Origin of the sequence: Methylomonas sp. EFPC3, from assembly GCF_029643245.1 — a bacterium.
Taxonomy (GTDB): Bacteria; Pseudomonadota; Gammaproteobacteria; order Methylococcales; family Methylomonadaceae; genus Methylomonas; species Methylomonas koyamae_B.
In genome coordinates this window covers 2,141,625-2,162,228 of sequence record NZ_CP116398.1, presented here as the reverse complement: position 1 = coordinate 2,162,228, position 20,604 = coordinate 2,141,625, and the positions used below count along the sequence as shown (strand labels likewise).

Genomic DNA, 20,604 nt, shown 5'->3' with positions numbered 1-20,604 from the left:
TTTTATTTAAATTCCGTCCAGTCCAAATCGACATCCAATCCTACCCACGCTGCCAAGGGCGCGCCCGGTCCAATAAAGGTGGTTTTATTCCAAGCATCAGAATCAGTAATAAAGTTACCTGCAGAGTCAAAGCTGTTGCGGCCTAAATCACCTGCAGTGGCATATTTTTTATTAAACAGGTTGTCTACTTTGGCAAACAGGGTAATGCTTTTATTAAACTTATAATTCGCTCTCAGGTTAAACACGATATAGCCTGCAGTTTTACCACCACCGATATAGTCGTTTGGGTCGCGATTAAAGCCACCGCCTGTGGCATTACTGGCGGCTCTTGGTTGATGGTCATTATTTTCGTTGCCGCGTACAAAGGCTGATGAATGCGCTACCATATTAATAGTGAAATCAAATTTGTCATTGAACTGATGACTCCAGCCGGCTTGAATGATATGGTTGGGCAGGCCTGGTAAAGAATCACCAGGTTCTATTTGGTTATAAGCCTGCAAGGTTATTGGCGCGGTGTTGCTACTATTGCTTTCATTGATTGTGCGCGCTGCAGATTCAAAGGTCGCTTCTAAAAACGTGTAGCTCAAATGCAGCTTGTTTTTGCCTAAAGTCCCATCCAGTCCCATCTCAAGGCCTTCACGCCGGGTACCCCCAAAATTATCAAATAAACCCCGGTTTTTACGGCCTAGCGGCACAAATAAAATATCGTTTGTTAAATCGGTACGAAACCAGCCCACGTTCCATTGCAAAATGTCTGTAGCACCGCGAAAGCCAGCCTCGAATGCAGTGGAGCGCACCTGCTCCAAATAAGGATCGGATGATAACGCGGTGGGAATCGAACAGCCATATTGATAATTGGTGCTGCCGAGACTATTATCTTTAGTTTTATCGTTGGCGCAACCCAATTCAATGACCGTAGGCGTTCTTGCGCCTCTGCTGATGTTGGCATAAACAGCCAAATCTTGCTTCGCTTGCCAGGTAATACCAAGGGCCGGGTTGAAACTTTGATAATTGTAATCTCCTTCACTACAGATAAAGCGGGCACGAAAATCAGCTGAATTTAGTGCGCAACGCTGTCGGAGAGGGTCTAGTAATCCTCGATTGGGTTGGCTCGGATCAACGGCAAATTGGTATAAATCGATGCCGCGATCTGATGTCAAGTTATTGGTCACATTAGTCCAGTTATAACGTGCGCCAAAAGTAATATGCAAGTCATCAAGCGGTGACCAAGTATCTGTAAAAAAGATACTTTTTGTTGTGCTTTGTCCATTAAGATCATTTCTAGTAACGGGAAATTTTGCCGCATACAAGCCCTCAATAGAATAAGCCTCGTCTCTAACCGGCGTCACGACATGCGATATGTCGTTGATTTCGCCAAACTTTTGCCCTTGCAAAAAATGGATTTTATTACTATCCAACGTTGCGCCAAGCACCATTTGATGTTTGTTAGAATCCAACATCATTTGCAAGGCCAAACCTTCAGAACTTTGCTTTAGATCAGATAAATTGAATACGCCTTTTATATATTCAACGCCTGCTACACGCCCTTGTAAAGCATTGTAAGTATCATAAATATCACCATTAACCGCCGATTGGTCTATCTTACGGCTATAGGCCATACCCGTCAGGCTGATGGCGTCGCTTAAATAAGCTTGCGCATTAACATTATAGTGGCTCATGTCATTTCTCGATTCGTCGGGCGAGGTAAACACGGCTTCTCGATTAATATCAGCGGTTTCATACGGTAATAAGCCATTACCGACTAGTTTGTTGTCTATATTAAGGGCACTAACATTAAGTTCGCCAAAAGGTAATCGAAGTGTTAACTGGTTATACAATTGCCGGATATTGCTAGGCGAATTAACACGCCAACCGTCTTCTTTTAATTGGTTATAGGCAGTAAATAACCCAAAAGTACCATTATTTATACCGTTAGAAATCTGCGTTTGCAGCCTGCCCCAACTACCACCTAATACTTGTGCTCTAGTATGTTCGTCACTGAAGCCAGTTTTGGTTCTTAATGCCAAGGCACCACCCAACGTATTTAAGCCGAACATGGGATTGGTGCCAGGAATCAAATCCAAACTGGCTAATGCATTCATGGGAATTAAACCCCAATTTACAATTTCGCCAAATGGCTCATTAATGCGAACACCATCCATATAAACCGAAATGCCTTGCGGCGTTCCGATAGCAGGTGACGCAGTAAAACCGCGGAAATTGAGATCCTGCTGAAAAGGATTGCCAGCATAGTCCGTAACGCTAACCGATTGCATTTGACTATTCAAAAATTCGGTTACATTCAACGCTTTAGATTCGGCCAAGTCTTTATCGGATGCACTTTGTATATTGGTGGTTGACATCCCGCGATCAATTGCCAATCCAGGTAGAGGTGTGATAATGCGAAGACGACGTTCTGTAACTATAACGTCTTCTAATTGGGAAACATCTTTTTGCTGGTCGGTTGATTGATCTGGTATTTGATTTGGCGGCTCGGAGGAGTCTTGCGAGGCTTCAAGTTTAACTTCCGATTTTGCAGGCTGTTGTGCGCTTTGTGTTTGATTTTCAGGGGGTGATTGCCCGCTTTCCAAAACAATATTTTCTATCGGATCGGCTGCACTTTCATTTGCTTTTGCTTTAAAAGATAACAACGTAGTGCTAGCTGCACTATAAAACACAATACCTGCAATAAAATACTTTTTCACAATATATGTAGCCATAGATAAGCTAGTTCTTATTCATTCTTAGGCCTTTGCACTAATTCCAGAGCTCATGAATACGACTGTTTGAAACGGCCTCTCGATTCGGCTAATTGACTATCAGCAATCCAGGTGTTGCCGTGCCGGCATCAATGAAGGGAGATGTAAGACCGGTCATCCCATGGACATTGAAATGCCGGTCAGAAGAAATAAACCAAGAACGAAGTCTTAACCGACCTTTCGCGCCCTCAGCAGACCGATACCGAGCAATGCACTAGTAAATAGTGGCAGCGCTGCAGGAACAGGGACGGGGGCTATTACATCAAGACGATAGGAATTCGCGGTGCTGGCTGAATTACCCCAATAGCCGCTCGCGGCAATACCGCGCAATGACGGATCGATGTTGGTCGTTCCGCGAATTTTAATCCAGGCATAAGTATCCGGAAGGCTCGGGTCGTTGCCATTAGTAACCGGATTGCTGAGTAGGCTAGCTACACTGATGTTGGACAAACCAGCTCCATTGAAGATATCAATGGTGGAGCTCTTGCCTTGGGTCAGGCTGTCGGCAGTGAATGTCGATCCGCTGAAATTGAATTCCTGGGCAAAAGCCTGCCAACCATTGGTGGCGCCCCCTTCTTGCCACTCGATGCCGCCACTACCTAAAGGTGTGCCGCTAACATTTGCCCAACGATTTCCGACGCCTGCACTGTCGTATCCATTGAGACCATTCTCTTCGTGATCCATGGTGCCCGGAAAATTTAGCACATAAGAACCGATCCACGTGGCGGTGCCTGCCACACCGCTGCCGAACTGATTGGTTCCGAGATTTGTGATTGTTGCTCTGACGCCCCCAGAGCCCTCCCCCGCTGAGGCCAGTTGCGCCGGCGTGAGTATGTCTGCAAGGTCTGTAATGGTCAGTGAGGCGACCGGAGATACGCCTGCACTGCCATACTTATTGGTCGCTATATAATTGAAATTCAAGTTAACCGTGGCTGACCATGCACTGGGGGCATTTAAAGCAAACGCACTAATCAGCGTTAAATATTTAATCGAATTTTTCATGACTGTTAATTAATATTGTAATAACGAATGTTGCGAACAAAATGTTCGAGTCCGATTTTCGGGAAATTTATAACCAAAGACAAGGGAATAATTCCTTTTTTATGCTTTGGTGAAAAAATCATTGCGAATTGCAGTGTTTGCCGGCTGTTGGTTTTGCAAAAAACGAATTGCCAATCACTACATTTAGTGTTTTTTTATAAGCCCTGTGCCATATATTGTGAACGGATAGCACTAAAAATCAATTTTTCAACAGTCTGCCAACCATGAGAGTTAGCTTGCTGTTGTAAAATAGACGAAGGCGGGTCAATTATTGTTTGTTCCGGGAAAAATTCCTTTTCTTTTTCTTTAAGTCTGCTAGCTCAAACTCAAGGGATATTTGTGATAATTTATGTGTCGCTATAAGTAATTTGGTCCTATTCTACAAGTTCTATCCATTTATTATCCAGGACAGGTTTTTGGTTCTGGCCGAAAATTCCGCTGACTATAATGGGTTTTTTAGTTTTCTGATTTGTGGATGAATTAGTAGTGATGTGGGGTTGTTAATATAGTGTTTTAAATTTTTTCAAGCAAAACGGACATCAATTTTTAAGGAGACGTCCATGAAAGTTAAGTTAAAAAACTTAGGTGTACAGGCCTTACTGGCAACAGCGTTTTTTGCAGGGTCGACAACATCCCAAGCGGGGAATTTTGTGACTTTAAACAACGGTGTTGGAGGCAGTTTAACCACCGGTAACGGCGGCATCGTTTCTGGGACAACTAATCAAAATGTGGATAAATTGTTTATAGAGACCACTTCTGCGATCTATTTAAACGGTTTTGATCCTTCAAATTTAACGGGTGAGGTAGTAGCCAGTTCGCTGAGCTATCGCGCATTTACAGGCACAAATACAATTTCTACCGGCACCTTGACTTTGCTGGATTGGCAGGTTACGCGTGATGTGGCCTTGTCGCAGCCTGGCCAATTTGATTATTTCGATTTTGTGTATCGCGATAGTGCAGACAACAAACTGGTGTTTGGTACACGCGCACTCAATCAACTTGATAATAATGAGGAGGCAAACTTTCTATATCGCTATGGCTTTTCCGGGTTTGAAACAGCATCGGCCTGGACATATTTAACCGATTTTGACTTAAGGCAGTATCAGGCGGCGCGCACTGATAGCTTAAGCCCCGCTCCGACTTTGCCTTTTGATGCCGATGCCGTTCGCCAAAGAAGTGATATAAGCTTATCTGAAGGTAATCCTTGGAGTGGATTATATCTTGTGAAAACAGATGCAACTAATTACGCCTTGGGTGAAAAAGCAATCGGTTTTGGACAAGCCGGTGAAGAAGGTCAAGCGGTTGTACGCGGATATATCGGCGGTTATATTCCAACTGCTACCACCGCCCCCGTCCCTTTACCGGGAGCTTTCGTCCTGATAGCAACAGGTTTGAGTTTTTTGGGTTTCTCAGCGCGCCGAGGGAATAAAGCTTGATTGGTTAACTAAGTAATTATACTCTTTGCATGACCAGGTTTTATGTAAAACAATATGCTATATATTGTCAAATTAAACTTTGAAGTGCTGAGAGTATATTACAAGCATGCGCCCATCTAGCTACTCCAATGTTTGCTATCTTCCGTATTATTTTTAAATAAGTTTGGGATGCAAAATAACAACAAAAATCTAGGCTTCATAAAATCCTTATTTTTATTGTTAACTGTCGGAGATATCCGAGACAATTCGACTGTCGATTTGAGCTAGTTGCGTGCGGTGAGTTGCATTTAGTTCCGGTCGAAATTGCGCCGAATGCTGAAACTAGGATTCCAACTGCGCAAGGATGCGCAATTCTATCCTTTTTGCTTAGTTAACCAAGGCCCAGAGTCTGCCGTGTTGCCTGAATCCGGCTCTGAAGGCGGACAACTCTTCCCCGGTTTTTTGTTTCCTTACACACATTGCTCTGGTCGCTGGTTTTGACGATGAGCTGGTTGTGTGTTCCTGGTTGACGGTGACGAACACCACTTTATTGGCGCCGGCGACTTCGGCAAACTTGTCGCTATCGATATGTTTGCCGTCCTAGACGCTCATGTTTCCAGGCACCTGGTCCTGAAAGGTCAGATTGCCCATCCGCTGCCCATCACCGGGTTGAAGCTGACTCGAACCCGAGGTGCGTACAGGTTTTGAATGGCCATGGCAATGGCGAGGACGTTGGGGGTGCGGAGTTGAAATACTTTGATATTGTCGTCCTGGCCCAGCATCAAATCTTGGCTGTACTGGTCCTTGGTCATCAGTCGGTAAGTGCCGGGACCGCCTTCGTCCTGGCGGTACCAGAGTTCGCTGATGCGACAGATCGCGCGAAGGGCGTCTTCGAGCGCGATTTTCTTGAGAAAGATGGTGACTTCTTTTTTACCGGCTTCGGGGGTGGCGACGATGTTGACCTTGGCGTCTTCGGACAGCACGCGGATGATGTCGGCGACCTGGGTATTTTTGAACTCCAGTTCTTCGATAATAAAGGCGTTGCCGGCTGCCTGCGTATCGGCGCTAATCATCAAAACCATGATCGTCAATAGGAATATGCACTTCGTGAACTTGTCCAACAAGCCAAGCATCCTTTGTTTTTCTTATTTGCCGCCAATTTGGCGGGGTAATCACTCTTGGGTTTCCGGTTTGTTTTGCTGGGCGGGGCGGCCTGATCCGCGCTTACGTCCAAAAAAATCTGCGATGCATACCGAGGTTGCATCGCAGATTTTTAAAACAAACGGAGGAAACACAATTAATTCAACAACGCATCCTGCAACGTCCTTGTCGTTACTTCTCCTGAGTAATCCGTTAACCGACTCACATTTTAAGCGGGTGGGAATTATGGCTAGTAGGGAATAAAACCCAAATTTGGCCGGGAAAATTTCCCGATATCAAGCGATACTAAATATTGTAAGGCCGCGGTTTTAGTGCGAGTAGAGCGATAAGTCCCGAATCTTCTGCGGAATTTTTCGGAAATTTTATCGGCATTCGGCGAATTGACACCGGGTTTGAGCTTACAAAGCGTAGTCCGTCGGCGTCGAGGTTGGCGGCTGCGACTGTTTCAGGGATTCGGTCTGCCGTCTCTTCCCTGTTCCTTTTTACTTACCATCGCAATCTGCAAGGTCCGGTTTTGGCTATCCGCTTATTGGTCGTCGATTCAGAATCCAGTGCAAATACGTTCGATGCCGCCGCCTTAGCGGCAGAGGGAGTAATGGCCGACGTCACCGAATTCGCCGGCCCGGACTGCGATCGGCCGCAGCCGGACGTGATTTGGTTCGCCGACCGGGCTGAACGCGGGGCGGTCGCGCGCGTCGCCGAGATTAGGGCAATTGCGCCGGAATGCCGGGCGCTGCTGGTAGCCGGCGTTTGTGGCAGCCGGGCCTTGGCCTACCTGCAGGCGGGCGTGGTCGGAGTCGCCGATTTCGGTACCGATACGCAACGTCTGGCCGAAATAGCCCATCGAGTTCTGGGCGGGGCCTATTATCTGGACCCGGATATCGCCCAAGTCTTGGCGATCCGCCACGTCAAGCGCTTGTTGGAGCCGTTCAACGCATTGAGTTCGCGCGAGTTCGACGTGTTTTGCATGTTGGCCGAGGGATTTGCCTTGCAAGACATCGCCGAGCAGTTTGGCATCAGTTCCAAGACCGTTTCCAACTGTCAGACCTCGTTGAAGCTGAAACTTGGCTTGGACGGTCGGGACGCGATGAAAAAATTTGCCGAAAGCCATGGCTTGATCTCGGGTTGAAGGGTATGATTCCCGTCATTCGGGAATTTTTCCTTTTTTTATGTGAGGTGAGTTATGAAGAAGATATCGGTAAAAACCGCGGTAATGGTCGGTTTGGGTTTGTTGTCGCTGGGTGCGGTGGCGGCCGATCAGGGTTTGGAAAGCTGTATCCAGGCGGTGAAAAAAGAAAAATCCGGCGACTTGGTCAAGTTGGAGAAGTTGAACGTGGCCGGCAAGGGTGTTTACGAGCTGGAATTACGCGACGGCAACCGTCAGGAATGGGAATTCATGTGCGACGCCGATAGCGGCAAATTGACCGAGCGGGAATCGGAAGTCGCCGATCCGAATAGTCAGGCCTTCAAAAAGAGCGTCAAGGTTACTGAAGAAGACGCCGCGGCGACCGCATTGAAAGCCAATCCCGGCACCATAGAAGAAGTCGAATATGAGATCGAGGAAAACGGCGCCGCGTCTTATGAATTCGATATCGTCAACGATAAAGGCGTCGAAACCAAGATAGAAGTCGATGCCGCCAGCGGCAAGATCATCGAGACTGCCACCGAGGAATGGGAAATCGGCGAGGAGGCCGACGAACGGCGTTAAGTAATAATCTCCCCGATTGCGACAGCCCTGTTGCAATCGCTTCCTCTCTTCAGCTACCAGGGGGCGGAGGAGGTTATCTAAACAAATCTCCTCTCCACTCTGCTTGTTTACTCGGCCCCGACATCAGAACTCGAACCTTACCCCGGCATTGATGGCGTGGCGCGAGGTGTTCTCCAGGCCCAAGGTCGTATCGTACTGCACGAAGGCCGAACCGCCGTAAGGCAGCTGCGCGGAAACCGCCGCCCTGACGTTCAAGTAACCCTGATCGACCACGTAGGACGCGGTGGTGAATTTGACGTTGGGCTGGTCGGCAAAACCGGTCTTCATGCTGGGTAACTTGTCTATTCACTGCCGCTCGTATTCGACGTTGATTTGCGACACCAGCACCCCGAACGGCAGGCTGAAGCTGCGCATGACGACGGCGCCGACCGCGCTGGTCAGCGAATCGTATTGCTGGTCGTCGATAATCAGGTTCATCCCCAAATTGGCGCCGTGTTCCTTCCTGCCGGCGATGGACATACGCGCGTATTCGCCGCGGGCCCGCAAACCGAAAGTCCACTCGCCGACCGGCAAATCGTAGCCGCTGGACAGGCTGAACTGCTGTTGCCAGCCGTCGGTTTTGCTTTTTGCGGTTTCATTGACGGCATTGCCGTTGGCGTCGGTATAGGCCGTGGTGCGGTTGGTATGGTATTGGTTGTAAGTCAGGTTGCCGACGGCATCGATATACCAGTTGTCGGTCAGATTCAACGAGCTGAATAGCGATGCGGTATAGCCGCCGATGGACTGGTCGCCGCCGTTGTTGGCGACCTCGGCGTAAGTGTTGCCGTAACCGATTGAGGTACCCAATAAAAACCGCTGGCTGAAGCGGTAGTCGGCGCCGGCCGTGACGCCGTAAAGCGCCGAGCGCTAGCCGCGCTGCACCAGTGTCGAGCTGCGATCCACCCATTCGAACTGGCCGTTCAGGAAAAAACCCAGGTTCTTGAACGACGACAACAAATCGGGCGGGCTGTCCCGGTCGCTTTGCAGATTGATCGACAGCGCGCCGGAACCGGGCGTGGCGCCGGGCGCCTGGCCGGAGCGGTCAGCGCTTGCCGGTACGCCGCCGCCTGCGGGAGAGGGGGCGGACGTGGGCGCCGTTGCCGGTGACCGGGCCGTTCAACACCAGGTTGTTGCCATTGGCGCCTAGCGTGCCCTGGTTAACCAACTGGCCGCCGACACTGCCGTTGCCTTGCAGCGCGGCGGTCGCGGCGACCACGACATTGCCGCTGTTGATCAAGGTGGATTGGTTATCCAATTGGAAATTGCCGGTCAACAGCAGGTTGGTCGAAGTGCCGCCGTTGCCGTCGATGATAAATTTGCCGGGTCCGAGCATCGAACCGCCGGACAAGGTTGCCGAAGACACTCTCAATTCGCCCGATCCGGATAAGGTGCCGCCGGTCTGAATGTACTGGTCGACTTCGGTGACGGCCGCCGCGAAAGTGACGTGGCCGTCGTTAATCACCAGGGTCTGACCCAATATCGCCGGCGTCGATGAGGCGAAATTGACGTTGCCGCCATTGATTGTCGTGGTGCCGCTGACGGTGTAGCCGGCGTTGATATCGGTGGTGTCGACGTTTTCGGCGCCGCTAAAAGTCGCATTGGTCGCGGTTAGCGCTGCGTTCAGGGTGTTGGTACCGCCGCTGGCCGTGAACGAAGTAACGGATAAGGCTTTGTCGATAGTGTTGCTGCCGCCGCTCAAGGTAATGTTGGCGGATGTGACGCCGGCGCCGCTGGTGATCTGGTTGCTACCGCCGCTGAAGGTCAAATTGGTGGTGGCGATTGTCGCGCCGGTCGCGAACTGGTTGGTGCCGCCGGCAAATTCCAAGCTGCCGGCGCCGGTATAACTGCCGGTAAGCGTGTGGTTGCCGCTGCCGTTGAAAATCAAGGTCCCGGCGTTAACCTGGGTCGTGCCGGTGTAGCTGTTGTCCCGCTGAGGGTTACCGTGCCGGCGGTGGTTTTGTTGATGCCGACGTTACCCGCCAGCGCGGTCTCGATCGAACCGGATTGCAGATTGTAGGTCGTGTTCGAGGTTAAAACCCCGCTGCCGCTGACCGTGCCGGATTGCAAATCGAATGCGCTGTTCGAAGTCAAAGTCCCGCTACCTTGCAGTACGGCGCTGGCGGAAGCCAGGGTGAATTTTTGGACGGTGGCGGCAACATCCAGATCCAGGTTGTCGTCCGTATTCAGCACCGCGTCGTCGGCATTGCCCGGCACGGCCGCGCAGCTCCAGTTACCGGGGCTGGACCAGACCGAGTTGCCGCCTTCCCAGGTACAGACGGCGGCAACGGCCGGCCCCGGCAAGGACAGAAACGCTACGCCCAACCGGACCGAAAATCCTAAAACGCCAATCGCGGCGGGAGAACGAAACCTGTTCATAAGCGTTGGCCCAGCTCCATATTAAGGTCGTAGACGCCTTATCCGTTGGGCGGCAGCGCAGCCCTATTCGCTGGCGAGGCGAATGTTGATTTATGTGAACTCTATCGCACGGATTGTGGCATCACGCTGGAAATAGTAGGGTTTTCGGGGCGAGGTTGCACCGTCTGGCCCGGCTATATCCAAGCGCCGGATGGTATTTTTTCCGAAATTTCGACAATTCGACGCGATGGTTTGTGCTCTTACAAACATCGGCATGTGATATTTGCGACAAGTCGCAGGGTTCTTGATTTAAAAAAACAAATAAATCATACGGTTACGATATAAAAATAACTGGCATGGCCTGTGCTATCTCTCTTGCAACCCATTTAAGCGAGGTGAAGATCATGGAATTGCCAGTTTTGAACGAAACTCCAGCGGCCAGCGCCGGCGGCTGCTCCTCCCACTCCTGCGGCTCATCGGACGACCAATTAGGCCACTTGTCCGACGAGATCCGGGCCAAAGTGGAAAACCATCCGTGCTATTCGGAAGACGCCCACCACTATTTCGCGCGGATGCACGTCGCGGTGGCGCCGGCCTGTAACATCCAATGCCATTATTGCAACCGCAAATACGATTGTTCCAACGAATCGCGTCCGGGCGTGGTATCGGAGTTGCTGACTCCCGATCAAGCCGTGAAAAAAACCATGGCGGTGGCAGCCAACATTCCGCAAATGACCGTACTCGGCATCGCCGGCCCCGGCGACCCGCTGGCTAATCCGGAACGCACCTTCGAAACCTTCCGCCGGCTGAGTGCCGAAGCGCCGGACATCAAACTGTGCGTTTCCACCAATGGTCTGGCCTTGCCGGAATCGGTCGAGGAATTGTCCAAACATAACATCGACCATGTGACGATCACGATCAACTGCGTCGATCCGGAAATCGGCGCTCAAATCTATCCGTGGATTTTCTGGGAGAACAAGCGGATCAAGGGCGTGAAGGGAGCGAAAATTCTGATCGAGCAGCAGCAAAAGGGCCTGGAAATGCTGACGGCCCGGGGCATTCTGGTCAAAGTCAACTCGGTGATGATTCCCGGTGTCAACGACAAGCACTTGGCTGAAGTCAGCAAAATCGTCAAAGCCAAGGGCGCTTTCCTGCACAACGTGATGCCGCTGATCGCCGAAGCCGAACACGGCACTTTCTACGGCGTGATGGGCCAACGCGGCCCGACTCAGGACGAGTTGATGGATCTGCAAGACGCCTGCTCCGGCGACATGAACATGATGCGCCACTGCCGCCAATGCCGGGCCGACGCGGTCGGTTTGCTGGGCGAAGACCGCGGCGACGAGTTCACGATGGACAAGATCGAGGCGATGGAAATCGATTACCAATCGGCGATGGAAAAACGCAAAGTCATCCACGAAGCGATTGCCGAGGAAATGCATAGCAAGCGCGCCGCCAAAGCTGAAAAAGCCGCCGGCCATGCCGACGAGCCCAAGCTCAATACTCGTCCGGTGTTGATGGCCATCGCCACCAGCGGCCAGGGCGTGATCAACCAGCACTTTGGCCATGCCAAAGAGTTCCTGATTTACGAAGCCTCGCCGGACGGCGTGCGCTTCATGAGCCACCGCAAAACCGATTTGTACTGCAGCGGCGACGACACTTGCGGCGACGGCGAGAGCGTGTTACAGCGCACGATCCGGGCCCTGGAAGGCTGCGAAGTGGTGCTGTGCTCCAAAATCGGCTACGAGCCCTGGGACATGCTGGAACAAGCCGGTATCCAACCCAACGGCGAGCACGCGATGGAACCGATCGAGGATGCGGTGATGGCGGTTTACAAAGAGTTGGCCGCCGCCGGCAAGCTGGACGAGAGCGCTACCGAAGAGCGGGCAACCGCTTAATAAACCTCGGCCGGGTTAGCGTTAACGCGCGACCCGGCCATCGAATCCAATGCCGGGTTACGGCCGTAACCCGGCCTGCATAGGACGAACGTCATGGCTCTACAAATCATTGAATCCTGTGTCAACTGTTACGCCTGCGAGCCTTTGTGCCCGAGCAAGGCGATTTTCATGTCCAGCAAAGCCGGACATTTTCGGATCAATCCGAACAAATGCACCGAATGCGAAGGCGATTACCAGGACACCCAATGCGCCAGCATCTGCCCGATCGAGGGTGCGATCCTGGATGCAAACGGTTTGGCGATCAATCCGCCCGGTTCGTTGACCGGCATTCCACCGGAGAGAATGGCCGAGGTGATGGCGGAACTCCAAGCCCACTGACGGCTATGGCTACCGTCCACTTTTACGAGAAGCCGGGCTGTTTGAACAACACCCGGCAAAAGCAGCTATTGAGCGCAGCCGGCCATTTGCTGGTGGTCTACGACTTGTTGCAGCAGCCCTGGGCCAAGCAGCAGGTCAAGCTGCGTTCGTTTTTCGGCGACAAGCCGGTCGCGGAATGGTTTAACCGCAGCGCGCCGGCGATCAAGCAGGGACTGATCGACCCGGCAACACTCGACGAACAGCAGGCGATTGCCTTGATGGTGGAACAACCATTGTTGATCCGGCGGCCGTTGATGGAATCCGGTCTGCGGCGGGTGTCCGGCTTCGACGAAGCCGAAGTCGATGCCTGGCTGGGATTGAAATCGGCGCCCAGCGGCAGAGAACTGGAGACCTGCCCGCGCCAGGCCCGCGCCGAGGCGTACGGGCCATGAAGGGCGTCAAGCTGGAAAGCGACGACGGCACACCGATTGCCGTGCCGCTATCCGAGCGGGTGTATTGGGTCGGTGCCTTCGATCCCAATCTGCGCATCTTCGACATCATTTTAAAAACCGCCAACGGCACCAGCTACAACGCCTACGTCATCCGCGGCAGCGAAGGCGTCGCGGTAATCGACACGGTCAAGGAAGGCTTCGCCGGTGATTTTTTCGCCCGGCTGGAAAGCGTCGCCGATTACAGCGAAATCAAAGTCATCGTCCTCAATCATCTGGAACCGGATCATACCGGGGCGCTGCCGGAGCTGATGCGGCGGGCACCGCAGGCGCAATTGTTCATTTCCCAAAAAGCCCAAACCATGCTGAAAGGCCTGCTGAAGCAGGACGCGTTGAGCTTTACGCCGGTGGTGACCGGCGATTCGGTATCGCTGGGCGACCGTCGGCTGGAGTTTTTGCACACGCCGTATCTGCATTGGCCCGATACCCAGTGCACCTATTCCCCGGAAGAAAAAATGTTGTTTTCCGGCGACGTGTTCGGTTGCCATTTCTGCGACAAGCGTCTGTTCAACGACAGCGTCGGTGATTTCCGTTTCTCGTTCGAATACTACTACGCCCACATCATGCGGCCGTTCAAGGAGTATGTGGTGCGGGCGCTGGAATTGATCGAGCCGTTGCCGTTGACCCTGATCGCGCCGACCCACGGCCCGATTCTGCGTGATCGACCGCAGCATTACATCCAGCGCTACCGGCAACTGTCCAGCCCGGCCTTGCACAACGAACTCAGCCCCAACCAGAAAACCCTGCTGATTTTTTACATCAGTTCCTACGGCAATACCCGGCGCATGGCCGAGGCGATTTACCAGGGAGCGATGCAGGTCGAGGATGTACGGGTGTCGCTGTACGACCTGGAAGGCGGCGAGGTCGGGCCCTTCGTCGATCTGATCGAGGAAGCCGACGGCCTGGTGCTGGGCACGCCGACCATCAACGGCGACGCGGTCAAGCCGATCTGGGACCTGTTGTCGTCGCTGGCGGTGGTGAATTTAAAGAACAAACTGGGCGGCGTGTTCGGTTCCTACGGCTGGACCGGCGAGGGCGTGCGTCTGGTCGAGGACCGCTTGCGCGGCCTGAAATTGCGGGTGCCGATTCCGGGCTTGCGGGTGAAATTGATCCCGACCGACGACGAAATCCTGGAATGCACGGCCTTTGGCTTGGAGCTGGCGCAGGAGTTGACCGGCGCCCGCTTATCGAAAGTGATTAATTTTGCGGATCTGGCCTGAGCCGGATGCGTGTTCAACAGTTTTAGACATACGTCACGCGTTGAGCCGGTGCAGTAAGGCCGGCTAAGCCGATCCCAGGACGGATAGGCGAACCCCGCCGGCTTTCGAGTCGGCGGGAATCGGGAATCTTTGCGGATTCCAAAACGGCAGTCCTCAGATTGGAGGTTGCCGAGATGACACTTAAACAGCGTAAGGAGTTTTTTCAATGGCCAAAGCGACCATTACATTCGAAGACATCAATGTCACCGTCACCGTACCCGCCGGCACTCGCATCATCGAAGTGTCCGAGAAGGTCGGTTCCGGCATTACCTACGGCTGCCGAGAGGGCGATTGCGGCACCTGCATCATGAAAGTGACGTCGGGCTGGAATCATCTGACCGAACCCTCGGTATTGGAAGACAAAATTCTGCGGGAAAACATGGCCGGCAAGCACAACCGTCTGGCCTGTCAGGCGCAGGTGCTGGGCGGCGAGATTTCCGTCAAACCGGTGTAAGCCGTTCAAGGAGACAACACATGGCATTAGTCACATTTTCAAGCCCGGAATACCGGGATAAAACCGTTTACGCCGTCGCCGGCAGCCACACCCAAACCGTGTTGAAGCTGGCGCTGGAAAACAAGATCCCCATCCACTTCGAATGCGAAGACGGGGAATGCGGTACCTGTCTGGTCAAAGTCACCAGCATCGACAAGAAAAACCAACGCATGGGCGGTCCGCTGACCGAAAAAGAAAAAGCGGTGCTGAAACAGCTCGGCAAGGTCACCGGCGAAGAGCTGGAGAAAATGATCGTCGACGATCTGCCCTGCGAATGGCGGCTGGCCTGCCAGATGATCGTCAGGGACGAAGATATCCGCGTTGAGTATTAGTCCGTTCCATCCCTAAACGCCGGAGGACCGAAATGAATTGCATGCCTGCTATAGAACCGACCCAAACCATTCCGAGTCTAGCGGTTACGCCAAAGTCACGGCAGCAAATTCATCAGGAACTCGCGGCGTGCGCCGGCTGGTCGCCCAACAGCGTCTGGCTGGCGCAAATCATCGCCAGTTGGGCGGTGGGAGAGGGCGCGTTGCCGGATCGGCTGGGTTTGGCGGCGGAGCAATTCGTCGCGTTGCTGGCCAGCCATTTTCCCGGGTACGCGTTGGCTGAGGCCGCTGTGTCTGGCGTCACACTGGATTACAGCCGGATGCTGGAAAAGCAGGATCTGGAAACGCTATTGCGCCAATTCGCCGCGCAACCGGGCGCCGATACCGAATGGCTGATCGCGCTGATCGTCGCCGCCTGCCTGGGCAGCGATCATTTATGGCAGGATTTGGGATTGTGGTCGCGCGCCGATCTGTCGGCGATGCTGGCCCACAACTTTCCTGAGCTAGTGGCACGCAACAGCAAGGATATGAAATGGAAAAAGTTTCTGTACAAACAACTCTGCGAGGCCGAGGGTTTGTACGTCTGTCGGGCGCCGTCCTGCGAAGTCTGTAAGGACTATCAGCAGTGTTTTGGGCCGGAGGATTGAGGGGGGGCGGAGGTGGGGCTCTGTTTCTGAACTGTCGTCTAATCGAAAATGCTATTAGGAAATGCTCAGCCAAAATCAGACTTAAGGCGCGGTGAATTTAGGAACTGCAACAATTGCAAATAATGCGGGACATGTAATTTACTGGTATCTACCCTCCTGTCTAGCTGTTGACATGAGTACTGAGGTAGCGGGGTTGGAGTTCGGCGTTTTATGTCAGGTGTGCGCCCCAGCGTTATGTTAGATTACGGCTCTTGAGCTCTCAAAGTTTGGATGGTCTGCTGCAGTCCAACTCCAAGCGACGAAAAGGGGCAAACGGCAACAATTCGACTTGTGGGGTACCAAGCGCTTTGGATTCCTATCAGCTTGTACGTGAGGCCCTGGTCGGTCTTAAACGTTGCGAAAACGGGGCCCCCACTCATTCCTTCGACGTTTCTGACTATTGTCTCTGAACCGTCGATAAGTTGGGCATAGAACTGATTCTTAGCTTTTTCTCCTGCTGCCTCTGGTGCGCATGATTCTTTTAGCGCGGCACTAACCAATTTGGCGCTAATGATAGTCTTTCCGTCGCCGTTCACTGTCTCGGTTGGGACGCCAATTAATACCCACTGATGGTATCCAGTGACGTGATTACCCCACGCCTCCGGACCTATAGGAATGATGCCGCCAGATCTAAGGCCATCACGGTAGAGTTCTCTAAGTGCCAACGCTGCGTAATCAAGCCCCACCGCTTCGTTTCTGATGACAATCCACTCGGTCGGATCAAAATGAAACGGAATTCCACTGTCAAACGGGCTACGAGCCGCTTGGTCCCCTAATCTCCATGTGTCAAAAGTACTTCCGGTAACCAAAGCGGTTTGAATATCGCGAATTATGTGACCAGCGGTTACATAAAACCATAACTCTTTAACAAGGATTACGAATCCCGACACCACGAATACATTAGCATCACTACTAGCCGGAGGAGTCTGCCTGGCTGACATCGTGACGAAGTGCTTGCCGACAGCTTTCAAGAAATCATCGTTGAAGTTCCGATTCATGCTTAGTCCACTCCCGCCGCAACCTTTGGATGATGCTGTTGATTATTTTCAATACGGGCTATTTCACGACACAAAACGATATTCGCTACCCATATCGGGTACGCTCAAGACTGGTCTTGAGCTTTTTCCTGCAGCCAAATCTTGATTAGGGATTGATAAGGCACATCACGGGCATTGGCCGCGGCTTTAATCGAATCCAACAGATGCTGTGGCAGCCGCAGGGAAATGGTTTTGGTGGTTGGCTTGAGATTGGTGAACACCACTGGCTGAGCTTGATGCCAATCCAAATATTCAGTGGAATCGTGAGTTTCCCAAAATTGTTGTTCTTCGGTTTCAGTAGAAAATTCCGGAATTTTTTTAAGGTGCTTGCTCATAAATGCTCCGTTCTTTTTTGTGCATGTCTCTCGCCGAGATGACGCGGATATGGCTATTTTGCCGGCGCAAAGTAAACGTGATGTGTAACAAACGGTTTTGATGCGTTCTGCCGAGCGCGTGAAACCTCGGTTCCTGGTGGCTATGTCTAACGTCTGCCAGCAGAAGCAAAGGCGCGTTAAAGAACACCTGCTCAGCCTCCGCTGTCGAAACCCCGTGTTTGCTGTTTTTACGGCTGTTACCGTCGTCCCAGTCGAAGCCAATTATCGCGGATAAATCAATCATTTTTGTATATTATGAAAATATACAGGCTGATACAAGGTCTTTGATATAACCTCCATTTTGTGTCACCTGTTGCATGTCATTTCCGGGGTCGTAGGCTGGGTAGAGCAACGCGAAACCCAGCAGGTGTCTTGAATAACCAAGTTTTACAAGTGGACTAATCCTGTTTGGATCATTGCCGGGATCAACAGGAATTGGGGAAGGCGGGTTTGAAGGGATTTTACGGGAGAACCCGCTAGCGATGTATTTCACTTGCGAAACCGGTATCGGATAACCGGCCCCGCAAGCGAAATGGCATAACTAGAATTTGTAACCTACCTGAGCAAAGAAGGTTCTTTGCGGTAACGGGTGGTTATAAAACGCCTGGTAGTCGTTGATGTTGTCGATGCCGGCGGAGACGTGGCCGGCTTTGTTGAAGCGGTATGTGGCTTTCAAATCGACGTAGACCGATTCGGTAAAGGCGCTGTAATACGGCAGTTGCAGATCGGAGTTATCCAATTGCGAAAACTGTCTGCCGGAGTAGCGGGTGCCGACCGAAAAATCCCAATCGGTGCCGTAGTGGTAGGTGGTCAACAGATTCGCGCGGTAGTTCGGCATCAACGGGAACTGCTTGCCGACATAGGCAGGGTTGCGCTCGTTGGCGATGATCTCGGCATTCAATATCGTGGTGTTCAATTTAACGTCGAAATTGGAACCGAACACCCGATCATGGTTGATCGTAAAATCCAGACCGTCGGTTTCGACTTCTCCGATCGACGACACCAGCGTGCTCAGCACCGCGCTGCCCGGCAAGTAAATCGACTGGTTATAAATCGCGTTACGGACGTTTTCATGGAACAGGTTTAGGCGCACGTAACCGTTGTTGAAGTCGTATTCGGCCAGCAAGTTGTGGTGCGTGCCGTCCTCGGGTTTCAAAGTCGCGTCGGCCAGCGAAACATTGCCGCTGACGCCGCTGGAGTTGCCGTACAGTTCCTCCGGTAACGGGAACTTATAAGCTTTGCCGACCGAATAACGAAATTTCCACCGGCCCGGCTCGTAGCCCAGCGAGAATTTGGGCGACCATCTCGATACTTGCCTGTCCGCCGGATTCAGACGGCCGGTTTGTTGACTACTGGTCAGGTTGATGCCGTCGTAACTGTTCCAACGCTCCAGCCGGGTGCCGACCGTGGCATCCCAATCTGGCATGAAGCGCCAGCTCAATTGGCCGAACAAGGCGTGGACATCGGTGGTGCCGCCGCTTTTTGAGTTCAGCCAATTCGTTGCCTGGGTATTGTTTTCGTAATTGGACAAGTTGGTTTGGGTCAGCAAAATTCTGGAGTGCTGAAATTCGTAACCGGTCGCGAACGACAAATCCTTACGGCCCAGGAATTGTTCGTTATTGAACTTGGTGGATATGTTGAACCAGCCGGAGTCGTCGAACGAACTATCGCGTCCGGTCATGATCCGGTTCGGGTCTTGCGGGTTGTAGTTGGAGCTGATGGTTTGGTCTTTCAGGATATCGAAGAAGCTGATATTGGTGTTGGTGTACCAATCGCCGGCAATTCGCCCTTTCAAACCCCAGCCCAAGGTCAGCGTTTGCCGGGTTTGGGTGCTGGTACCCAGCGTGGTCGGCGACGCGCCCAACGTGGCCGGCCATAACGAACCGGAATTGGCTACCGTACTGCCCGGCCAGACTGTGGTGCCGTTGGCGCGTTCGATGAAAGACTGGCCGGTATTGGTCCGTTCGAAATTCTGGAATGCGACGACGAAGTTGGTCTCCAACTCGGGGTTGATCGCGTAACTGCCTTTCCATTTGTACAGGTCGTCGATCGAATGTTGGATGCCGTCGTCGCCGTAGTTGTAACGGTACTGGCCGGTGCGCGGGTTCTTCTCCAGAAAGGCGCCGTTCGGTATGCCGGCCAAGGCGGTGTTGCGGTTGAAGCCTTTATCGCCGGAGAATTGCGGCGTCATCGGCTGGCCTTCGTTCTCGATATGGTTATACGAGAAATAGGTGCTGAAATCGCCGAATTTATCGCCGTAGGAGCCAAAGGTCTTAAAGCCTTGCAGATTGGTTTTGGTACCCTCGAATTCGTACGGTTGCACGAAATAGGTCGCCTCAGTGTAGATTTCGCGTTTCTGCGGCATCAACGTGTTGTAGTTCAGAACCCCGCCCATCGCGTTGCCGCTGTATTCGGCGGAAAACGGCCCGGACAGCACGTCTATCGATTTGATTTCGCCGGGTCCGATCAAACCCCAGCGCGGTGAGCCGTTAAAGCTGATTTGCAACGGGTTCCAGATTGGCATGCCGTCCATGAATACCATGACCCGGCCGCCTTGGTACGGACTGGAGCCGCGCATGCCGATCGGGGCATTTTGGTCGCCGATATAGCGTTGCCGGGCGAACACGCCGGATTCGAACTTCATTGCGTCCACCGTCGTCACCGCATTGGTCTTCTCGATAGCTGCCTTGGTCACTTTGGTTTTAGGCGTGGCGAAATCGGTTTTGGATGGGGTTTCCGGGCGGCCGTCTTCGGATTGCTCCGTGACAACCACGTCCGATAGTGTCGTGGAGGCTTCGGCAGCGTTGACGTCGGGTGTTAACGCGACGGCACCGGGTAGTATCAGGAATGCGGACTTAATTTTAGTTTTTCTTGGCATGGTACGGAAAAGTCTCAAAATTGCCGACAAGGCGGGTAACAAAAGCGGGTAAGTGTAAAGGTTTTTAAGTAGCAATAGTGAAACCATGCTGTTATCTATTTGATTTTATTTGTTTTAAGTGGCTGTTAAAAATAAACTGTGTTATTTAACTCATTTTCTGGGTATTGAATGAGTGATATGCCGCGAATGCAGGGCTTTTGCGTTAGGTAACTGTTGAATGTTTGCGAAGTATGTAGTGGAAATTGCGTAACACATCGCATGGTATTTGGCAGGCGCCGCTCGAGAGATGCAATAACCGGAAGATAG

At 52.2% G+C, this 20,604-nt stretch carries 20 protein-coding genes; 10 read left to right on the top strand and 10 right to left on the bottom strand.

Annotated features, from left to right (window positions below; genetic code table 11):
* Positions 1–2 precede the first annotated feature (2 nt).
* Both PL263_RS09575 and PL263_RS09570 read right to left on the bottom strand, forming a co-directional pair.
* Positions 3–2,720: a TonB-dependent receptor gene (locus PL263_RS09575; protein ID WP_278212786.1), complete on the bottom strand. Its 2,718-nt coding sequence runs from the start codon at positions 2,718–2,720 to the stop codon at positions 3–5.
* Between the two features lie 207 nt (positions 2,721–2,927).
* A complete protein-coding gene (locus PL263_RS09570) occupies positions 2,928–3,761 on the bottom strand; it encodes a hypothetical protein (protein WP_278212785.1) in 834 nt (277 codons plus the stop codon).
* A 599-nt stretch (positions 3,762–4,360) separates the two neighbouring features.
* Between PL263_RS09570 and PL263_RS09565 the strand changes: the two genes are divergently transcribed.
* A complete protein-coding gene (locus PL263_RS09565; protein ID WP_278212784.1) occupies positions 4,361–5,236 on the top strand; it encodes a hypothetical protein in 876 nt (291 codons plus the stop codon).
* Between the two features lie 617 nt (positions 5,237–5,853).
* Here PL263_RS09565 and PL263_RS09560 read toward each other — a convergent pair.
* Entirely contained in the window at positions 5,854–6,306 is a 453-nt protein-coding gene (locus PL263_RS09560; protein ID WP_278212783.1) for a hypothetical protein, read from the bottom strand.
* A gap of 584 nt (positions 6,307–6,890) precedes the next feature.
* Here PL263_RS09560 and PL263_RS09555 point away from each other — a divergent pair.
* Positions 6,891–7,505, top strand: coding sequence for a LuxR C-terminal-related transcriptional regulator (locus PL263_RS09555; RefSeq protein ID WP_278212782.1), 615 nt, complete (start codon positions 6,891–6,893; stop codon positions 7,503–7,505).
* Between the two features lie 54 nt (positions 7,506–7,559).
* Positions 7,560–8,084, top strand: coding sequence for a PepSY domain-containing protein (locus tag PL263_RS09550; RefSeq protein WP_278212781.1), 525 nt, complete (start codon positions 7,560–7,562; stop codon positions 8,082–8,084).
* Between the two features lie 123 nt (positions 8,085–8,207).
* On the opposite strand, the gene PL263_RS09545 is transcribed toward PL263_RS09550, so the two are convergent.
* From PL263_RS09545 to PL263_RS09530, 4 genes are all read right to left on the bottom strand, one after another.
* The gene (locus tag PL263_RS09545; RefSeq protein WP_278212780.1) at positions 8,208–8,411 is read right to left on the bottom strand and encodes a hypothetical protein; all 204 of its coding nucleotides are present in this window, start codon (positions 8,409–8,411) and stop codon (positions 8,208–8,210) included.
* A gap of 18 nt (positions 8,412–8,429) precedes the next feature.
* On the bottom strand, positions 8,430–8,930 hold the full coding sequence (locus PL263_RS09540) for an autotransporter outer membrane beta-barrel domain-containing protein (RefSeq protein ID WP_278212779.1): 501 nt from the start codon (positions 8,928–8,930) through the stop codon (positions 8,430–8,432).
* A 235-nt stretch (positions 8,931–9,165) separates the two neighbouring features.
* Complete coding sequence (locus tag PL263_RS09535) at positions 9,166–10,008, bottom strand: hypothetical protein (protein ID WP_278212778.1); 843 nt, start codon at positions 10,006–10,008, stop codon at positions 9,166–9,168.
* Positions 10,005–10,499: a hypothetical protein gene (locus PL263_RS09530; RefSeq protein ID WP_278212777.1), complete on the bottom strand. Its 495-nt coding sequence runs from the start codon at positions 10,497–10,499 to the stop codon at positions 10,005–10,007. Before PL263_RS09530 ends, PL263_RS09535 begins: the two co-directional genes overlap by 4 nt.
* A gap of 383 nt (positions 10,500–10,882) precedes the next feature.
* On the opposite strand from PL263_RS09530, the gene nifB reads away from it, so the two are divergent.
* From nifB to PL263_RS09495, 7 genes are all read left to right on the top strand, one after another.
* Complete coding sequence (gene nifB, locus PL263_RS09525; protein ID WP_278212776.1) at positions 10,883–12,376, top strand: nitrogenase cofactor biosynthesis protein NifB; 1,494 nt, start codon at positions 10,883–10,885, stop codon at positions 12,374–12,376.
* A gap of 93 nt (positions 12,377–12,469) precedes the next feature.
* Positions 12,470–12,754, top strand: coding sequence for a 4Fe-4S dicluster domain-containing protein (locus PL263_RS09520; RefSeq protein WP_140913107.1), 285 nt, complete (start codon positions 12,470–12,472; stop codon positions 12,752–12,754).
* 5 nt (positions 12,755–12,759) lie between these two features.
* Entirely contained in the window at positions 12,760–13,185 is a 426-nt protein-coding gene (locus tag PL263_RS09515; RefSeq protein WP_278212775.1) for an ArsC/Spx/MgsR family protein, read from the top strand.
* Positions 13,182–14,462 carry an FprA family A-type flavoprotein gene (locus tag PL263_RS09510; protein ID WP_140913109.1) on the top strand — a complete coding sequence of 427 codons (1,281 nt, stop codon included), beginning with the start codon at positions 13,182–13,184 and terminating at the stop codon, positions 14,460–14,462. The genes PL263_RS09515 and PL263_RS09510 overlap by 4 nt, the downstream gene beginning before the upstream one ends.
* Positions 14,463–14,667: 205 nt before the next feature.
* Positions 14,668–14,955 (top strand): 2Fe-2S iron-sulfur cluster binding domain-containing protein, encoded by a 288-nt coding sequence (locus tag PL263_RS09505; protein WP_054763155.1) that lies wholly within the window; start codon positions 14,668–14,670, stop codon positions 14,953–14,955.
* Between the two features lie 20 nt (positions 14,956–14,975).
* Positions 14,976–15,326: a 2Fe-2S iron-sulfur cluster binding domain-containing protein gene (locus PL263_RS09500; RefSeq protein ID WP_140913110.1), complete on the top strand. Its 351-nt coding sequence runs from the start codon at positions 14,976–14,978 to the stop codon at positions 15,324–15,326.
* A gap of 41 nt (positions 15,327–15,367) precedes the next feature.
* Positions 15,368–15,970 carry a nitrogen fixation protein NifQ gene (locus PL263_RS09495; RefSeq protein WP_278212774.1) on the top strand — a complete coding sequence of 201 codons (603 nt, stop codon included), beginning with the start codon at positions 15,368–15,370 and terminating at the stop codon, positions 15,968–15,970.
* Positions 15,971–16,212: 242 nt separating this feature from the next.
* On the opposite strand, the gene PL263_RS09490 is transcribed toward PL263_RS09495, so the two are convergent.
* The 3 genes from PL263_RS09490 to PL263_RS09480 all read right to left on the bottom strand — a co-directional run bounded on the left by PL263_RS09490 (position 16,213) and on the right by PL263_RS09480 (position 20,298).
* Positions 16,213–17,007: a hypothetical protein gene (locus PL263_RS09490; RefSeq protein ID WP_278212773.1), complete on the bottom strand. Its 795-nt coding sequence runs from the start codon at positions 17,005–17,007 to the stop codon at positions 16,213–16,215.
* 104 nt (positions 17,008–17,111) lie between these two features.
* Complete coding sequence (locus PL263_RS09485) at positions 17,112–17,381, bottom strand: BrnA antitoxin family protein (RefSeq protein WP_278212772.1); 270 nt, start codon at positions 17,379–17,381, stop codon at positions 17,112–17,114.
* A gap of 580 nt (positions 17,382–17,961) precedes the next feature.
* Positions 17,962–20,298: a TonB-dependent receptor gene (locus tag PL263_RS09480; protein WP_278212771.1), complete on the bottom strand. Its 2,337-nt coding sequence runs from the start codon at positions 20,296–20,298 to the stop codon at positions 17,962–17,964.
* Between the last annotated feature and the right edge of the window lie 306 nt (positions 20,299–20,604).

Coding starts and splice junctions, on each gene's coding strand:
- PL263_RS09570 (WP_278212785.1), bottom strand. CDS start 3,761: ATGAAAAATTCGATTAAATATTTAACGCTGATTAGTGCGTTTGCTTTA.
- PL263_RS09480 (WP_278212771.1), bottom strand. CDS start 20,298: ATGCCAAGAAAAACTAAAATTAAGTCCGCATTCCTGATACTACCCGGT.
- PL263_RS09495 (WP_278212774.1), top strand. CDS start 15,368: ATGCCTGCTATAGAACCGACCCAAACCATTCCGAGTCTAGCGGTTACG.
- PL263_RS09490 (WP_278212773.1), bottom strand. CDS start 17,007: ATGAATCGGAACTTCAACGATGATTTCTTGAAAGCTGTCGGCAAGCAC.
- PL263_RS09575 (WP_278212786.1), bottom strand. CDS start 2,720: ATGGCTACATATATTGTGAAAAAGTATTTTATTGCAGGTATTGTGTTT.
- PL263_RS09530 (WP_278212777.1), bottom strand. CDS start 10,499: ATGAACAGGTTTCGTTCTCCCGCCGCGATTGGCGTTTTAGGATTTTCG.
- PL263_RS09550 (WP_278212781.1), top strand. CDS start 7,560: ATGAAGAAGATATCGGTAAAAACCGCGGTAATGGTCGGTTTGGGTTTG.
- PL263_RS09520 (WP_140913107.1), top strand. CDS start 12,470: ATGGCTCTACAAATCATTGAATCCTGTGTCAACTGTTACGCCTGCGAG.
- PL263_RS09545 (WP_278212780.1), bottom strand. CDS start 8,411: ATGAAGACCGGTTTTGCCGACCAGCCCAACGTCAAATTCACCACCGCG.
- PL263_RS09505 (WP_054763155.1), top strand. CDS start 14,668: ATGGCCAAAGCGACCATTACATTCGAAGACATCAATGTCACCGTCACC.
- PL263_RS09515 (WP_278212775.1), top strand. CDS start 12,760: ATGGCTACCGTCCACTTTTACGAGAAGCCGGGCTGTTTGAACAACACC.
- nifB (WP_278212776.1), top strand. CDS start 10,883: ATGGAATTGCCAGTTTTGAACGAAACTCCAGCGGCCAGCGCCGGCGGC.
- PL263_RS09510 (WP_140913109.1), top strand. CDS start 13,182: ATGAAGGGCGTCAAGCTGGAAAGCGACGACGGCACACCGATTGCCGTG.
- PL263_RS09565 (WP_278212784.1), top strand. CDS start 4,361: ATGAAAGTTAAGTTAAAAAACTTAGGTGTACAGGCCTTACTGGCAACA.
- PL263_RS09500 (WP_140913110.1), top strand. CDS start 14,976: ATGGCATTAGTCACATTTTCAAGCCCGGAATACCGGGATAAAACCGTT.
- PL263_RS09485 (WP_278212772.1), bottom strand. CDS start 17,381: ATGAGCAAGCACCTTAAAAAAATTCCGGAATTTTCTACTGAAACCGAA.